This is a genomic window from Solimonas terrae, assembly GCF_011067135.1.
Lineage (GTDB): Bacteria > Pseudomonadota > Gammaproteobacteria > Nevskiales > Nevskiaceae > Solimonas > Solimonas terrae.
Genome location: NZ_JAAMOW010000008.1, coordinates 261714 through 278245, shown reverse-complemented (window position 1 = coordinate 278245; position 16532 = coordinate 261714). Strand labels below are relative to the sequence as shown.

The 16532-nt window shown below is 66.7% G+C and carries 15 protein-coding genes; 4 read left to right on the top strand and 11 right to left on the bottom strand.

Annotation, left to right across the window (positions count from 1 at the left end; all coding sequences use genetic code 11):
- Positions 1–182 precede the first annotated feature (182 nt).
- The 4 genes from G7Y85_RS16265 to G7Y85_RS16250 all read left to right on the top strand — a co-directional run bounded on the left by G7Y85_RS16265 (position 183) and on the right by G7Y85_RS16250 (position 5934).
- Positions 183–1415: a GGDEF domain-containing protein gene (locus G7Y85_RS16265; RefSeq protein ID WP_166259584.1), complete on the top strand. Its 1233-nt coding sequence runs from the start codon at positions 183–185 to the stop codon at positions 1413–1415.
- Positions 1416–1478: 63 nt separating this feature from the next.
- Positions 1479–3368, top strand: coding sequence for an ATP-binding cassette domain-containing protein (locus tag G7Y85_RS16260; RefSeq protein ID WP_166259581.1), 1890 nt, complete (start codon positions 1479–1481; stop codon positions 3366–3368).
- 100 nt (positions 3369–3468) lie between these two features.
- A complete protein-coding gene (locus G7Y85_RS16255) occupies positions 3469–4515 on the top strand; it encodes a cyclic nucleotide-binding domain-containing protein (RefSeq protein ID WP_166259578.1) in 1047 nt (348 codons plus the stop codon).
- Between the two features lie 69 nt (positions 4516–4584).
- The gene (locus tag G7Y85_RS16250) at positions 4585–5934 is read left to right on the top strand and encodes a M28 family peptidase (protein ID WP_166259575.1); all 1350 of its coding nucleotides are present in this window, start codon (positions 4585–4587) and stop codon (positions 5932–5934) included.
- A 10-nt stretch (positions 5935–5944) separates the two neighbouring features.
- Here the strand turns inward: G7Y85_RS16250 and G7Y85_RS16245 are convergent, their stop codons facing one another.
- The 11 genes from G7Y85_RS16245 to fabD form a co-directional block, all read right to left on the bottom strand.
- Positions 5945–7708, bottom strand: a complete 1764-nt coding sequence (locus G7Y85_RS16245; RefSeq protein WP_166259572.1) for a zinc ribbon domain-containing protein — start codon at positions 7706–7708, stop codon at positions 5945–5947.
- Between the two features lie 62 nt (positions 7709–7770).
- Positions 7771–8136, bottom strand: coding sequence for a PilZ domain-containing protein (locus tag G7Y85_RS16240; RefSeq protein ID WP_166259570.1), 366 nt, complete (start codon positions 8134–8136; stop codon positions 7771–7773).
- Between the two features lie 47 nt (positions 8137–8183).
- Positions 8184–9218, bottom strand: coding sequence for a DNA polymerase III delta subunit-related protein (locus tag G7Y85_RS16235; protein ID WP_166259567.1), 1035 nt, complete (start codon positions 9216–9218; stop codon positions 8184–8186).
- A complete protein-coding gene (gene tmk, locus G7Y85_RS16230) occupies positions 9215–9850 on the bottom strand; it encodes a dTMP kinase (RefSeq protein ID WP_166259564.1) in 636 nt (211 codons plus the stop codon). Before tmk ends, G7Y85_RS16235 begins: the two co-directional genes overlap by 4 nt.
- 14 nt (positions 9851–9864) lie before the next feature.
- The gene (mltG, locus tag G7Y85_RS16225; RefSeq protein ID WP_166259561.1) at positions 9865–10872 is read right to left on the bottom strand and encodes an endolytic transglycosylase MltG; all 1008 of its coding nucleotides are present in this window, start codon (positions 10870–10872) and stop codon (positions 9865–9867) included.
- A gap of 11 nt (positions 10873–10883) precedes the next feature.
- Complete coding sequence (gene pabC, locus G7Y85_RS16220) at positions 10884–11693, bottom strand: aminodeoxychorismate lyase (RefSeq protein WP_166259558.1); 810 nt, start codon at positions 11691–11693, stop codon at positions 10884–10886.
- Positions 11690–13033: an aminodeoxychorismate synthase component I gene (locus tag G7Y85_RS16215; protein WP_166259555.1), complete on the bottom strand. Its 1344-nt coding sequence runs from the start codon at positions 13031–13033 to the stop codon at positions 11690–11692. The genes pabC and G7Y85_RS16215 overlap by 4 nt, the downstream gene beginning before the upstream one ends.
- 14 nt (positions 13034–13047) lie before the next feature.
- Positions 13048–14283 carry a beta-ketoacyl-ACP synthase II gene (fabF, locus tag G7Y85_RS16210; protein WP_166259552.1) on the bottom strand — a complete coding sequence of 412 codons (1236 nt, stop codon included), beginning with the start codon at positions 14281–14283 and terminating at the stop codon, positions 13048–13050.
- Between the two features lie 34 nt (positions 14284–14317).
- A complete protein-coding gene (gene acpP, locus G7Y85_RS16205; RefSeq protein WP_166259549.1) occupies positions 14318–14563 on the bottom strand; it encodes an acyl carrier protein in 246 nt (81 codons plus the stop codon).
- 159 nt (positions 14564–14722) lie between these two features.
- A complete protein-coding gene (gene fabG, locus G7Y85_RS16200) occupies positions 14723–15478 on the bottom strand; it encodes a 3-oxoacyl-ACP reductase FabG (protein WP_166259546.1) in 756 nt (251 codons plus the stop codon).
- A 114-nt stretch (positions 15479–15592) separates the two neighbouring features.
- Complete coding sequence (gene fabD, locus G7Y85_RS16195; RefSeq protein WP_166259543.1) at positions 15593–16531, bottom strand: ACP S-malonyltransferase; 939 nt, start codon at positions 16529–16531, stop codon at positions 15593–15595.
- Position 16532: the final 1 nt, after the last annotated feature.

Genomic DNA, 16532 nt, shown 5'->3' with positions numbered 1-16532 from the left:
CGTTGCGCAAGGAATGGCGGGACTGCGCGCTGCGCCCCGACGAGCGGCAGCCGCCGGAATCGATTCGGCGCTGGGCAAACCCGGGGTGAACAGGGGCATGGGCAGATTTGTCGCTTCCCTATGGCCGAATCTGTGGGCATCCTGTGTCCAGCGTGACGGGGTCCGGGGGGGCCGAAGTTGCAATGGAGTTACTGAAAAGCCTGCGCGAAGAGCAGCGCAGCCCGCGTCTGTATCGGCTGCGCTTCGAGTCGGCTGCGCTGGAGCTTGAGTTCCGCGATTGGCAACGCCGGCGCCATACCGTCGCCCGGGTCGCGCTGTTCGTGGTTCTGGGCCTGGCGTTCGCGCTGACTGCGGTATTCGACGAAGGACTGTTCGCGGTGCCGGCCGACAGCGTCGCGACATTGCGGGCCTTGCAGCTCGGCCTGCTGCTGCCGATGACCGCGATCGGCGCGGTGATCAGCTACATCGACATCTCGCCCCGGCACCAGCGCACCGTGCAGACCATTGCGGTGTCCGGAATCTGGTCCGGCGTGCTGGTCATTCGCGCGCTGGCCCTGCACGACGGCTTCAATGTTCCGGCACTGTTCTTCAGCATCGTCGTGATCGCGGTGGCCTTCTTCGGCGGCTTCACCTGGTACCGCATCGTCTCGGGTGTCGCGATATTCACCTTCGCCGGCGTCATCGTCGAGTACACGCAACAGCATGCCGCCTTCGATGCCGGCCTGCAGACCTACGGCCTGCTGTGGATGGCGCTCATCGCCGCCGCCGGTTCCTATACGCACGAGCTGCTGTCGCGCCTGGCCTGGCTGAACTGGCGCTACGCCAAGGTACTGGCGGCAACCGACGGGCTTACCGGCCTGCTGAATCACTACGAATTCCACCGCCTGTTCCAGCGCGTGCTGGCACAAGGCGCGCGCGAGGAACGCAAGATCGCGGTCACGCTGCTCGACCTCGACCACTTCAAGTCGATCAATGACCGCTACGGTCATCTGTTCGGCGATCGCGTGCTGCGCGAGATCGGCGCACTGCTGAATCGCGAATTCGCGCAGCGCCCGCTCGATCTGCGCGCGCGCTACGGCGGCGAGGAGATGGCGATCGTCTGGTACGACATCCAGCCGGAGGCCCTGCCGGCGATGATGGAAGGCGTACTCGACGCGATCCGCAATCTGCCGTTCGTCGATCCGGCCAGCGACACCCGCGTGCGCGTCACCGCCAGCGCCGGTCTGTGCTGGGTACAGGCGGACGAAAACACCGCCACCGAAAAGGTCCTGCACGCAGCCGACCTGTTGCTGTACGGCGCCAAGGCCGACGGCCGCAATCGGGCGCGCCTGGCCCCGTTCGCCGACTGCCTGCCGGCCAGCGAGCTGCCATTGCCGGCGGCGATTGCGGCACAGAAAAAGCTGCTGCAGGGCTGAATTGCGCGTTCGCGGCACAATCCCGGCGCTGCCGAGCCGCGCCTGCCGCTACACTGCGCGCCCATGATTTCCCTGCAATCCCTGACGCTGCGCCGCGGCGCCCGCACGCTGCTCGAAAACGCGACGCTGACCATCTATCCGGGCTGTCACGTCGGCATCATCGGCCGCAACGGCACCGGCAAGTCGACGCTGTTCGCGGCCATCACCGGCGAGCTTGATGCCGACAAGGGCAGCCTGTCGCTGCCCCGCGATCTGGCGATCGCGGTCGTCGCCCAGGAAACGCCGTCGCTGCCGGATCTGGCGATCGAGTTCGTGCTCGACGGTGACGTCGAACTGCGCCGCCTCGAAACGCGTCTGGGCAAAGCCGAAGACGCGCACGACGTGGAGACCATTGCCAACATCCACGAACGCCTCAATGCGATCGGCGGTTACGCAGCGCGTGCGCGCGCCGCGACGCTGCTGCATGGCCTGGGCTTCGCGGACGAGGCCATGGAACGACCGGTCGCCAGTTTCTCGGGCGGCTGGCGCATGCGCCTGAATCTGGCGCGCGCGCTGATGTGCCGCTCCGATCTGCTGTTGCTCGACGAACCGACCAACCACCTTGATCTCGACGCCGTGATCTGGCTGCAGGACTGGCTGGTCTCGTACCCGGGCACGCTGCTGGTGATCTCGCACGATCGCGAGTTTCTCGACGCCGTGACGAACCAGACCCTGCATCTGGAAAATCTGGCCGCGACGCTGTACACGGGCAACTACTCGCAGTTCGAGCGCCAGCGTGCCGAACGCCTGAGCCTGCAGGCCGCGCACTACGAAAAGCAGCAGCGCGAGATCGCGCACCTGCAGAACTTCATTCGTCGCTTCAAGGCCAAGGCCAGCAAGGCGACGCAGGCGCAGAGCCGGGTCAAGGCGCTGGAGCGCATGGAACTGGTCGCCGCCGTGCATGCCGACTCCGAATTCTCGTTCACGTTCCCGGTGCCGGAGCGCCTCCCGGCACCGCTGGTCCGGCTCGACAAGGTCACCGCCGGATACGGCAGCAAGGCGATCCTCGGCGGTCTGAAACTGCTGGTGTCGCCCGGCGATCGCATCGGCCTGCTCGGGCCGAACGGTGCCGGCAAATCGACGCTGGTCCAGACCCTGGCCGGCGAACTGGCACCGCTGGCCGGCGGTGCGCTGCACGACCCGCATCTGCGCGTCGGCTACTTCGCGCAACACACCACCGACAGCCTCGACCCGCAGGCTTCGGCGATGCTCCATCTGCGCCGCATCGATCCTCGTGCCAGCGAACAGTCGCTGCGCAACTTCCTCGGCAGCTTCAATTTCCGCGGCGATCGCGCGATGGAAAAGATCGAGCCGTTTTCCGGCGGCGAGAAGGCACGCCTCGCCCTCGCCCTGGTCGTCTACCGCCAGCCGAATCTGCTGCTGCTCGACGAGCCGACCAACCATCTCGACCTCGACATGCGCCATGCACTCGAGAACGCCCTGCTCGATTATCCCGGCGCCCTGGTCGTGGTGTCGCATGACCGCCACCTGCTGACCAGCACCTGCGAGAATTTCTGGCTGGTCGCCGGCGGCGAAGCGACGCCGTTCGATGGCGACCTCGACGACTACGCACGCTGGCTGCGCAACCGCGACAGCACCGCGACCCGCAGCGACGGCGCGAAACCGGGCAGCCGGCCGGCAGCGCCGCGCGATCCGGGCGAACAGCGCGCCCGGATCCGGCCGCTGCGTGAGGCGATCACCAGGCTCGACCGGCAGATGGCGAAGCTGCAGGCCGATCTCGCCAGACTCGACGCCAAACTCGCCGACAACGGCCTCTACGAAGCTTCGCGCGCCGCGGAACTGAAGGACGCAATGAGCCGACAGGCCGAGTTGCGCCGTCAGCTCGGCGCCGCCGAGGAACAGTGGCTGTCGCTGACCGAGGAAATCGAGGTGCTGGAAGCTGCGTCCGGCTGATCGGTCTTCGCCCTCGACGAAGCCGATGGACGTCACAAAGCACGCGGGCGACTGCGTGCTAGCATGCCGCAGCCACCTGCGAGTCCGAGCGTCACGCCGCATGAATCCGTCCGACGTCGATACCAGTCTGTTCAAGCGCTATGTGCCACTCAATGCCCTGCGCCCGGAAAGCCAGGCCGATCTCGCGCGCAAGTCGGCGATGTTGAAGCTGCGGGCCGGTGAACAGGTCTTCCGCGCCGGCGACCGCGCCGATCAGGCCCTGTATCTGATCGATGGCGAGCTGCAGCTCGAAAGTGCCGGCGGCAAACCGTTGTCGATGCTGCGTACCGGCGAGCCGGCGGCGGCGCATCGCATCGCGCACCAGTCGCCACGCACCGTGAGTGCGCGCTGCACGAAGGACAGTTCCGTTCTCGCCGTCGATGCCGGCCTGCTCGACGTGATGCTGACCTGGGACCAGACCGGCTCCTTCGTGGTCGGCGATGTCGCGAGCGACACCGCCAGTGTCGGCGACGACTGGATGACCAGGCTGCTGCAGATGCGCAGCTTCCAGATGGTGCCTCCTGCCAATCTGCAGGCGATGTTCATGCGTCTGCAGAAGTTCGAAGCCGAACCCGGACAGGTGATCGTCAAGCAAGGCGACGCCGGCGATTTCTTCTACGTGATCGTCGACGGCCGCTGCATCGTCACGCGCGAACAACCGAACCAGAAGGCCGTGCGGCTCGCCGAACTCGACGCCGGCTCCTGCTTCGGCGAGGAAGCGCTGATCGCCGACGAACGCCGCAACGCGACGGTGACGACCTTGACCCGTACGCACCTGATGCGGCTCGCCAAGGACGATTTCCGGCGCCTGCTCAATGAGCCGCTGGAACGCCGGTTGCCGCTCGCCGAGGCGCAGAAGATGGTCGACACGGGCCGCGCGCGCTGGCTCGACGTGCGCCTGCCCAGCGAATTCCAGAATCAGCAGCTGCCCGGCGCGATCAACCTGCCGCTGTACATGCTGCGCATGAAACTCGCGACGCTGGACCAGAGCACGACCTGGATCCTGTACTGCGACACGATGCGACGCAGCTCGGTCGGCGTGTTCGTGCTCACCCAGAAAGGCTACGACGCCTACCTGCTCGACCAGGGTCTTCCGCAGCCGCACTGAGGCTTTCTCCGGTTGTGTCCGGCGGCGCGGCGGGCGAAGGTAAGCCCTGGCCAAAACCGGGAACCGATCATGTCGCTGCACCACCTGTCCCGTGTACTGCTGCTGTTCCCGATCCTGGCCGCCGCTGCCGAGCCGGCACCGCCGGCGTCGCAGCCGGTGCTGTTCGAAATCGCCGGTCGGATCAGCCCCGAAGCGCAGCGCCAGACCATCGAGCAGCTGGTCGGTTTCGGCACCCGCCACACGCTGTCCGATACGCGCTCCGCGACACGCGGCATCGGCGCCGCGCGGCGCTGGGTGCAATCGCGCTTCGAAGCGATCGCGAGGGACTGCAATGGCTGTCTGACGGTGGTGACGCCGTCGCAGACCGTCAGCGGCGAGCGCATCCCCGCGCCGGTGGCGATCGTCGACGTCGTCGCGATCCAGCCCGGCAGCAGCGACCCGGACCGCGTCATCGTCATCAGCGGCCATCTCGATTCGCGTGTCAGCGACGTGATGAACGCACGCAGCGATGCGCCGGGCGCCAATGACGACGGCTCCGGCGTCGCCGCCGTGCTCGAAACCGCACGCGTGCTCTCGCATTACCGCTTTGCCGCGACGCTGGTGTACGCCGCCCTGTCCGGCGAGGAACAGGGCCTGTACGGCGGCAAGGTGCTGGCCGATTACGCGCAGGCGCAGCACTGGCAGGTCGAAGCCGATCTCAACAACGACATCATCGGCAACAGTCACGGCGGCAACGGCAGCATCGACAACACCGTGGTCCGCATCTTTTCCGAGGGCACCAAGAGCGGCGAGAGCCTGGACGACGCGAAGTACCGGCGCTATCACGGCGGTGAAGTCGATTCACCGTCGCGCAATCTGGCGCGCATGATGGCGACGCTGGCCGAGCGCTATCTGCCGGACCTGCGCGTGCGCATGGTCTACCGCACCGACCGCTACGGGCGCGGCGGCGATCAGGTGCCGATGCTCGAGGCCGGGTTCCCGGCGATCCGCGTCACCGAGGGCCACGAGGACTATCGTCATCAGCATCAGGACGTGCGCAACGAGGCCGGCGTGCGCTACGGCGATACCATCGACGGCATCGACTTCCGCTATCTGACGCGCGTCACCGCGCTGGACGCGCTGGGGATGGCGCAACTGGCGAGCGCACCGCGGCCACCAGGCGGCGTCACGATCGACGGCGCCGTCAGCTACGACACGCACATCAAGTGGAACGCGGTGCCGGATGCCGCGCGCTATCGCGTCTGGTGGCGCGACACGACGGCGCCGCAATGGCAGTACAGCCGCGATGTTGCCGGCACCGACACCGAGCTGGTGCTCCGGGATGTGGTGATCGACGACTGGTTCTTCGGCGTCAGCGCGATTTCCGCCGACGGTTTCGAAAGCCCGATCGTGTTTCCAGGCGCCGCCGGCAGTTTCTAGAACGCCACGCTCAGCCCTGCTCCGGTGTCGTGCCGACGCGCGCGCCGCAGGCTGAACAGAACGCGGCCTTGCTGTCGAGGCGGTTGCCGCACTGCGGACAGAAGGCACGGCTTGTCACCGCCGACGGCGCCGCCGTACCGGCAACACCGGCAGCGAGCGCATCGGCAGCGCTCGGCAAGGACGCCGCCGATGCGGGATTGATCTTGTTGAGTACCGACAGACGCTGCAGATCGACATCCGACTGCGGCGAGATGATCGTCGCCTGCTGACGGGCGAAGCCTGCCAGGTGCGCGGACAGGCGCTCGGCCTCTTCCGGCAGGCCGCGAATCGACATCAGCGAGCGCGGTGTGTCGGGCCCGAACGAAACGCTGTCGATTTCCGCAACCCACAGGCGCAGCGTCATGTCCTCGACGCTGACCAGGTCCTTCTCGGTCTTGACCCGATCCTGCAGCAACGCGCCGATGCTCGACCTGGCGCGCTGGAAGTTGCCCTGGCATTCGAGCCAGTAGATCCTTGACGTGAATTCGAAGCGCCGCCACAGGCGGTTGCCGCCGACGAACGCCAGTCTTGCGATCAGCAGCAGCGAGGCCCCCATCAGCAGCGCGCCCCAGTCCGTGCGCGCATGCGCGTAGTCGAGCAGCATGCCGCTGCCGGTCGCAGCCGTCACCAGGGCGAAGACATCGAGCAACAGCAGCCAGCGGTAGGCGGGCAGGTTCAGGCAGCGGCTCAATGTCAGCGCTTCGATGTCCTGCGGGATCGGCTGGCTTTCCTCGATCACCTGGCCCTCGAAGGCGCCGGCATTGCCCTGCAGCTGCGGCAGCATGCGCAGGTAGCGACGATTCGGAATCTTCTCGGTCCAGCCGCGCAGCATCTCGCGGTCGAATTCGAGAAAGATCTGATTCGGCGGCGCATTCATCGACACCGTCTGCAGGCTCTGCGCCATCGCGATGCGATTCGGCTTGATCTGCTGCGCGAGCACCGCGAGCAGCAGCAGGACCGTCACCGCCAGCGCGCAGCACAGGATCACGGCCGTCACTGCGGGCAGCTGGATGTAACGCGCGAACGGTGGCGGCGTGTTGCCGACCAGATACGGCAACAGCACCGGAATGATCACGGCCGCGATCACCAGGGCAATGACGAAGCGGCTCGACAGCCGGCCGCCGCTGCGGCCGCGGCGCAGCGGCTTGAGCACGAGCACGGCGGTCAGCACGAAGAACAGCTCGGCGATCCAGCTGCGCACCACGCTGCCCTGCACGCTGATCATCGACACCGCGAAGCACAGCAGCAGAAAGCCCAGACCGACCACGCTCTTGAACTCGAGCTGGGCGAGATTCTGCGTCCGCGGCGGCGCGAACACCAGATCCCTGGCCAGGGCATAGAGCAGATTGTCGAGCGCGCCGGTCGGAATCCGGTACTTGATCGCGTTCTGCCGCAGGGTCTCGCGCAGTGCCTCGGCCGGCTCCGAACTGCCCTGCGCATCGTTTTCGAGTTCCGGCGCCAGGCCCGACGGCTGGTTGCGGCCGAAGAAGAAGCGCAACTGCCGCATCGCGTAGACCGCGAACAGGATGCCGAAACCGAGCAGCGCGGCGGCGACGAGGATCGGCCCGGCGGCGGCGGCGCTGAGCGAAACCTGCAGTGAGTGCCGCCCGATCAGCAGTGCCCCCAAGGCGCAGGCCAGGCAGATCGCCGCGGCGGCAGCGAGAAAGGCATTTTCGATGCGATGCGGATTGGCGATTTCGAATCGCGAAGAATCCGGGTTGTATTCGTAGGCCATCCTGGCTCCCCCGTCAGCGACGTCGTTCCCGCCGTCGTCGCGCCCGCCGCGGCGCGGCGCGCTTACATCGTGTGTGTCGGCCTGTCGGCGCCAAGCGCGCCGGCCAGCAGGCCTTCGATCTTCTTCTGCGTGGTTCCGGAGTCCTGCGCGCTGAATTGCACGCCGACACCCTGCACACGCTTGTTCTGCGCACCTTTGGGCGTCACCCAGATCACCTTGCCGGCGACCGGCAGCCGCTCCGGATTCTCCATCAGCGTCAGCAGCATGAAGATGTCATCGCCGAGGTGGTAGTCCTTGTTGGTCGGGATGAACAGGCCGCCGTTCTTCACGAACGGCATGTAGGCGACATACAGCGCCGACTTGTCCTTGATGTGCAGCGTCAGGATGCCCGGTGGGGCACCGCCGGCGCGTGGTGGCTGTGTGCTCATGCGAAAACGCGATCCCCCGATCCGATGCGATGAAAGCGATGCCGACTTTAGCGCAGCTTGGCCGTCGCCGGTGGCTTGCGCCCGAGCCGCAGCCAGCGAATGAACAAGGATTCCATCAGCATCTGTGCGTTGGCATTGCCGGCGGCGCGTCGTTGCGCCTCGCCGACGTCGACGATCATTTGCGCGACGCCTTCGCGCTGCGCGGCAGCGGCATCGCCAACCAGCAGTTCACGCAGCTGCGCCGCCAGCCATTGCTGCGACCACTGCAGGTGTTCGACCAGTGTGTCCTTGTCGATCGCCGCCGCCGCGGTCAGCGGGTCCTTGCGCGCCGCCGCCACGGCCGACCACAGCTCCGCCCACTGTCGCCGGATCGCGATGCCGTCGCCCTGCGCCAGCGCCACGGCGCGCAGCGGCGCACCGAGCGCCAGTTCCAGCGCATCGTCGTCGCGCACGTTCTGCGCCGCCATCCAGTGACGCGCGGCCTCGGCTTCGGGCGTCGCGAAGCGCACGCGCTGGCAACGGCTGCGCAGCGTCGGCAGCAGCGCCTGCGGGCGTTCGCTCACCAGCAGCAGATGCGTGCCGGGCCGCGGCTCCTCGATGGTCTTCAGCAGCGCATTGGCGCTGCTGGTATTGAGCAGATCGGCAGGATCGATCAGCGCGAACTTCGCCGAGCCGTAATGGCTGACGATCAGCAGCCGCTCGATGAGGTTGCGCGCCGCGTCGATCGGGATGTCGCGCCGCTTGCTGTCGGGCTTGGGCTGCCAGTGCGCCAGGCCCTGTTCGTGCACGCTGTCCTCGGTCATCGCCAGGCCAAGATGACCGTCGACGCCGAGCACGGCGGCATTCGGATGGCTGCCGACCGCCAGCTGCTGGCAGCTGCGGCACTGGCCGCAGGCATACCCGCTCGGCTTCTCGCACAGCGCGAAGGCCGTCAACGCACGCGCGAACCAGCGCTTGCCGACGCCGGCACCACCGACCAGCAGCAGCGCGTGCGGCAGACGCTGCTGCAGCACCAGGGCCGTCAGTTCCAGCCACAGTGTCTCCTGCCATGGCAGGGGCCGCCACAGGGCCGCGTCACTCATGCGCCGCTGTCGGGCAGTTCGGCGAGAATTGCCGAAATCTCGGCGCTGACGGCATCGGCATCGCGCGCCGCATCGATGACGCGGATACGCTGCGGCTCGGCGCGGGCACGCGCCAGAAAGCCATCCCGCACGCGACGCATGAAATCCAGGGTCTCCTGTTCGAAGCGGTTCTCGTCGCCACGCGCCTGCGCACGCCGCAAACCCTCTTCCGGGTCGATATCGAGCAGCAGCGTCAGGTCGGGACGATGGCTGTCGATTGCCAGCTTTTCCAGGGCCTTGAGGCCGGCAGCGGCGACCCCCTTGCCGGCGCTCTGGTAGGCATAGCTCGAATCGACGAAACGGTCGCAGACCACGTCGCGACCGGCCGCCAGTGCCGGCGCGATCGTCGTGTGCCAGTGTGCGGCGCGCGCCGCGAACATCAGCAGCACTTCGGTCGACGCCGTCACGCCTTCGGCCCAGTCGCCGAGCACGATGCCGCGGATCGCTTCGGCCAGCGGCGAGCCGCCGGGCTCGCGCGTCAGCACGACCTCGCGGCCGTACTCGCTCAGCCAGTCGCGCACGAAGCGCGCCTGCGTCGACTTGCCGGCGCCCTCGCCGCCTTCGAGCGTGATGAATCGTCCGCGCGTGGTCATGGTCGCCTGTTGTGCTACTTCTTCAGTTGGTAGCGACGCACGGCCGCTTCGTGCTGCTCCAGGGTTTCGGAGAACACATGCGTGCCGTCGCCTTTCGAGACGAAGAATAACGCCTTGCCGTCGTCCGGATGCAGCGCCGCGTGCAGCGATGCGCGCCCCGGCAGGCTGATCGGCGTCGGCGGCAGACCGGCACGCGTGTAGGTGTTGTACGGCCCGTCGGCACGCAGATCGACCAGACGCAGATTGCCGTCGAACGCCGAGCCCAAGCCGTAGATCACGGTCGGATCGGTCTGCAGCCGCATGCCCAGCCGCAGCCGACGGACGAACACGCCGGCGATCTGCGCCCGCTCGGCGGCCGCACCGGTTTCCTTTTCGATGATCGAGGCCATCGTCAATGCCTCGTCCGGCGACGCATACGGCAGCTCGGGCGCACGCTGTGCCCATTCCTCGTCGAGCGCTTTCTGCATGCCGGCAAAGGCCTGCTTGAGCAGCGTCAGATCGCTGGTATCTTTCGGAAAGCGGTAGGTGTCCGGGAAGAAACGGCCTTCGGCGTCGACACCCGGCTGACCGATCGCCGTCATGATCTGCGCCGTCGTGGCATCGGCCAGTGTCTGCCGGATCATCGCGTTGGCGCGGATCGCCTGCAGCGCCTGCGCGAAAGTCCAGCCTTCGACAATGCGCAGTTCGTGAACGATGGTACTGCCGGACATGAACAGCTTCAGCGCGCCCAGCAGGTTCTGGCCCGGATCGATGCCGTACTCGCCGCTGCGAATGCGGCCACCGAGTCCCTGCCAGCGAACATAGAGTTTCAGGTAGATCGCGGCACGGGCGCTCGGCAGCCAGTGGCGGGCTTCGAACTTGGCGATGACGACACCCAGGGTGTCGCCGGGCGTGATCTCGACGGTCTGCCAATCGACGACACGCAGGGGTGCGCTCAGCTGCTGGTAGCCGTCATAGAGCAGGCCGATCGCCAGAATGATCAGCAGCAGGACGAGGCGGCGTAGCGAACGAAGCAGGCGCATGAAATCCCGTATCAAAGCGAAAATGGATGGCCGAGTTCGCGGGCCAGCCGCGCGGTGACCGGGCCCGGGGCACCGAGTTCGCGCTCGTCGAGCCTGCACAAGGGCCAGATCCCGATCAGCGCGTTGGTCACGAACAGCTCGCTGCAACCCGTCAGCCGCGACGGCGGCTCGCGGACGATGTCGCAGTCAATGCCGAGCTGTGCCGCCAGTCGCATCACGCGTGCGCGCAACGTACCCGCCACGCCGCAGCGATCGACAGCCGGGGTCAGCAGGCGACCGTCGCGCACCGCGAACAGATTGCTGCGCAGACCACCGACCAGATGGCCGTCATGATCGCACATCAGCAGTTCGTCGAGGCCGTCGCGCAAATCGCGCGCCGCCCATACCTGTTCGAGGCGATTGAGATGCTTGATGCCGGCCAGCGCCGGCTGCACGGCCAGGCGGAAGTCGCTGATGGCCGCGACCGCCGCCGGTCGCGGCGACACCGGTGCCGGCAGCGGTGCCAGCTGCACGATGCGCTGCGCGGCACGCGTGGCGGCGCGATAGCCGCGGCCGAGGCTGCGCCGCACCAGCAGCCACTTGAGTACCGCCCAGGCCTGCCCGGCGCAGAGCTGCAGCGACTCGGCCTGCCACAACGCGGCGTCCGGCATTTCCAGTTCAAGCCGCGCCGCATCGGCGGCCAGCGCCGCCAGGTGATCGTCGATGTGGACAACCGCGCCGGCATGTACCAGCAGCGTGCGGAATACGCCGTCGCCGTAGGCCAGGCCGCGGCTGTCCGCCGCGATCCGGTCGACGCGCAGACCGTCGATCAGAACGCTCATGATTCCGCGTTCAGCGCCAGCAGCAGACCACGCGCCTTGGCGCGGGTTTCCAGCAGCTCGGCCTGCGGCTGCGAGTCGGCGACGATGCCGGCTCCGGCACGAAACGACACTTCGCCGGCCTGCCAGACCATGCTGCGGATCAGGATGTTGCTGTCGAGCCGGCCATCGCGCGACAGGTAGCCGAACGCGCCGGTGTACGGGCCGCGGCCCTCGCCTTCGAGTTCGGCAATGATCTGCATGACGCGCACCTTCGGACAGCCGGTGATGGTACCGCCGGGAAACACGGCGCGCAGCGCAGCGCCCGGACCGATGCCGTCGCGCAGCTCACCGCGCACATTCGAGACGATGTGATGCACGTGCGCGTAGCTCTCCAGCGTCATCAGCTCGTCGACGGCAATCGAGCCGGGCTTGCAGACCCGGCCCAGATCATTGCGTTCGAGGTCGAGCAGCATGACATGCTCGGCGCGCTCCTTGAGGTCTTCGCGCAGCACAGAACGCAGGCGCTCGTCTTCGCCGGCGTCATGACCACGACGCCGCGTACCCGCGATCGGCCGGGTCTGCGCAATGCGTCCGTCGATCTGCAGCAGACGCTCCGGCGATGAACTGATGACGGCAGCATCGCCCCAACGCATCAGGCCGGCAAAGGGCGCCGGATTGCGGGTCTGCAATTGCGCATAGAGGTCGACCGCATCGCAACGCGCATCCAGTCGCGCACGCCAGCGTCGCGAAAGATTGACCTGAAAAACGTCACCGGCGTGCAAGTAGTCGAGGATGCGCTCGACACCGGCCAGGTAGCGCGGCGCCGCTTCCTCGACGATCTCGTCGCAGGAAACACTGACGACATCGTTCGCGGCAACGTCGCGGGCCAGCGACAACAGGCGATCGAGCTGTGCCGCATCGCGCTCGGCAATGGCGTGGCAGCACTGCCGCTCGCGGTCGTAGACGATCGCCGCCGGGCAGCGCACGGCCAGCGCGTCCGGCAAATTGAACGGCGCGCGTGGCAGGCACAGCGTCGGCTCGACCTGTTGCGCCGTTTCATAGCCCAGATAGAAAAACCAGCCGCCGCAGAACGGCAGCTGGTCGCGAGCTGCCGGCGTCTCCCGCGCGCACCACTGATCGAGCGCGGCAAAAAAATCCGGGGCTTCGGCGAGTCCGGGCTGCGTGGAACGCAGCACGCCGTCGGCGAGCGACAGCTCGGCCTCGGGAAATGCGAACAGGATGTCCCAGCGCCCGGAATGCGGATGACGGGCGACGCTCTGCAGCAGGAAAGGAAAAAGCCGTGGATGCTGGCGATGCAGCGCCAGCAGGTCCACGGCTTGCGGCAGTTCGGCGCGCCACATGGCGCTGTCGGCTGCTAGAGGAAACGCTTGAACGCGACGCTGCCGTTGGTGCCGCCAAATCCGAAGGAATTGGACAGCACGATATCGAGCTTGCGCTCCCTGGCCTTGTGCGGCGTGTAGTCGAGATCGCAACCCTCGTCCGGGTTGTCGAGATTGATCGTCGGCGGCACGATCTGGTCGCGCAGTGCCAGCACCGAGAAGATCGCCTCGATGCCGCCGGCCGCGCCGAGCAGGTGTCCGGTCATCGACTTGGTCGAGCTGACCGACAGCCTGTAGGCGTGATCGCCGAAGGTTTCCTTGATCGCGTTCGACTCGCCGACGTCGCCGGCATTGGTCGAGGTCGCGTGCGCATTGACGTAATCGACCTGATCGGGATTGATGCCGGCATCGCGCAAGGTGTTCTGCATGCTGCGGCGCGCACCGTTGTTGCCCGGCAAGGTGATGTGGTACGCATCGCCCGACATGCCGAAACCGATCAGTTCGGCGTGGATCGTCGCGCCGCGCTTCTGCGCGTGCTCCAGATCCTCGATCATCAGGACCCCGGCACCGTCTCCGAGCACGAAACCGTCGCGGTCCTTGTCCCAGGGACGGCTGGCCTTTTCCGGATCGTCATTGCGGGTCGACAGCGCCCTCGCCTGGCAGAACCCCGCCAGGCCGGCCGGTGCCGAGCCGGCTTCCGCACCGCCGACGATGAACATGTCGGCGTCGCCAGCCTGGATCATGCGCGCGCCCAGACCGATCGCGTGCGTGCTCGTGGTGCAGGCCGACACGACCGCCAGATTCGGGCCGGTGATGCCGAGATCGATGGAGATATAGCCCGAGATCATGTTGATGATCGAGCTCGGCACGAAGAACGGCGAAACGCGCTTCGGGCCGCTGTTGTGCAGCGCGCGGCATTCCTCGGCGATCGTGCCGATGCCACCGATACCCGCGCCGACGCAGATGCCGATGCGATCGCGGTTGTCGTCGGTAACAGTGATACCGGCGTCGGCCACCGCCTGCTTGGCTGCGGCAACGCCGTAATGAATGAACGGATCGGTGCGCTTGACGTCCTTGACGCTCAGCCATTGGCCGGCGTCGAAGTCCTTGACCATGCCACCGAACCGGGTGGTATAGGCCGACACGTCGAAATACGTGATCGGCCCGATACCGGACTTGCCCGCAAGGATGTTGCTCCAGGCCGTGGCGATATCGTTACCCACAGGGGACACGATTCCCAGGCCGGTGACGACGACGCGCCTACGGCTCATCAGCAATACCTGATTGACGGGGGATGGGTTCGCTTCAGCCCTGCTGCGGCGCGTGCGCCTTGATGTAGGTCAGCACGTCCTTGAACGTCACGATCTTTTCGGCTTCCTCGTCCGGAATGTCGATTTCGAATTCTTCCTCGAGCGCCATCACCAGCTCGACCGTGTCCAGGGAGTCGGCACCGAGATCCTCGACGAATGAAGCATCCGGGGTGATCTGATCTTCGCTGACCGACAGCTGCTCAGCAATGATCTTCTTGACCTTCTCTTCCAACGTACTCATGCATTACTCCTGGGAACCACGTGTTGTCGATGTAGAAAGCCGGCGTATTGTAGACAAACGCCGTTAGGGGCACAGCACCAACGATAAGGAAAGCAAATTCAGTGCCTTATTGTCCCGCCCGGGCGCCATCGCGGCGACCGGACGGGAATTCGGCGTGCATCAGTCCATGTACAGGCCGCCGTTGACGTGCAGGGTCGTGCCGGTCACGTAACCGGCCTCGCGCGATGCAAGAAACGCCACGGCGGCCGCAATGTCGTCCGGCGCACCAAGACGCTGCACCGGCACGCGATCCATCAGCGCCTTGCGCACCTCTTCGCTCAGCGCCTGCGTCATGTCGGTATCGATGAAGCCCGGCGCGACGACATTGACGGTAATGCCGCGCGAGCCGATTTCCTGGGCCAGCGACTTCGAGAAGCCGATCAGTCCGGCCTTGGCCGCACAGTAGTTGGCCTGCCCCGGATTGCCCATGCTGCCGACCACCGAGCCGATGCTGATGATGCGCCCATGGCGCGCCTTCATCATGCCGCGCAGTACCGCGCGCGACAGGCGGAACACGGACGTCAGATCGGTGTCGATGACCTCGGCCCAGTCTTCGTCCTTCATGCGCAGCATCAGCGTGTCGCGAGTGACGCCGGCGTTGTTGACGAGGATGCTCAGCGTGCCGAGCGTGCCGAGCAGCGCATCGACCGCAGCAGCATCGCGGACATTCAGCATGCGGCCTTCACCGCCGTACGGTGCGAGCATTTCGGAAATCTTCGCGGCGCCGGCCTCGCTGGTGGCGGTGCCGTAGACCTTGGCGCCGTCGCGCGCCAGGCGCAGTGCAATGGCCTTGCCGATGCCGCGGCTGGCGCCGGTAATCAAGGCTACCTCTCGCGGCAGAGCCGCCGCGGATGGTGCAGGTGTCGGATCAGTCATCGGGTCTCGCTGAGCTCTAGTTGGCCGCAACGCGCGCGGGTTTCGCGGGGTCCGGCAGCTTTATGGCGATCGGGGCTGTATGCCGCGCATTTAGCCGGTCGCCACGCAATGGCGTCAAGCCTTGACAGCTACCTGCGCTTTGCCCATGCCATCGCCATCCTCGAGCGCGATCGAAGTCAGATCCTTGGCGATGCGCTTGTTCAGCCCGACCAGCACCTTGCCCGGTCCGCACTCGAAAAACGTGGTGACGCCTTCCTCGCGAAGCTGCGTGACCGTCGCCGACCAGCGCACCGGCCGGAACAGCTGTTCATGCAGCGCCCGGCGTATGCCGTCCGCATCGCCGCGCGGCCGACCGTCGAGATTGTGGCGAATGCCGATTGCAGGTTTGTGAATGGCAGTCTGCGCAAGGCGTTCGGCGAGCCGGTCGGCCGCACCGCGCAACAGCGAACAGTGCGAGGGTACCGACATCGGCAAGCGCACGATCATGCGCGCACCGCGCGCCTTGCCCTCGCCTTCCAGCCATTCCAGCGCCGGCACATTGCCGGCGATCACGACCTGGCCCGGTGCGTTGTAGTTGGCCGGCTCGAGCACGCCATCGCCGGGATAGTCGCCGCAGAATGCCTCGACCGCGGCATCGTCCAGGCCGACCACGGCGGCCATGCCGCCGACGCCCTCCGGCACGGCAGACTGCATCAGCTGGCCACGCAGTTCGACCAGCTTCAGTGCATCGTCGAACGCGAGCGCACCAGCGGCGACCAGGGCCGTGTACTCGCCGAGGCTGTGACCGGCCAGCGCGACCGGCGGCGGCAGTTCGCGTGCCTGCCACAGACGCCAGACGGCGATGCCCGCAGCCAGCAGGGCCGGCTGCGTGCGTGCGGTCTGATTGAGAGATTCCAGCGGACCGTCGGCGACCAGCGCCGTGAGATCCCAGCCGAGCGCCTGCGAGGCTTCGTCGAAGGTGGCACGAACGATGGGATCGGCGTGACCGGACAGCATGCCGACGGCTTGCGAGCCCTGGCCGGGAAACAGCATTGCGTATTGGATCTGGGACATT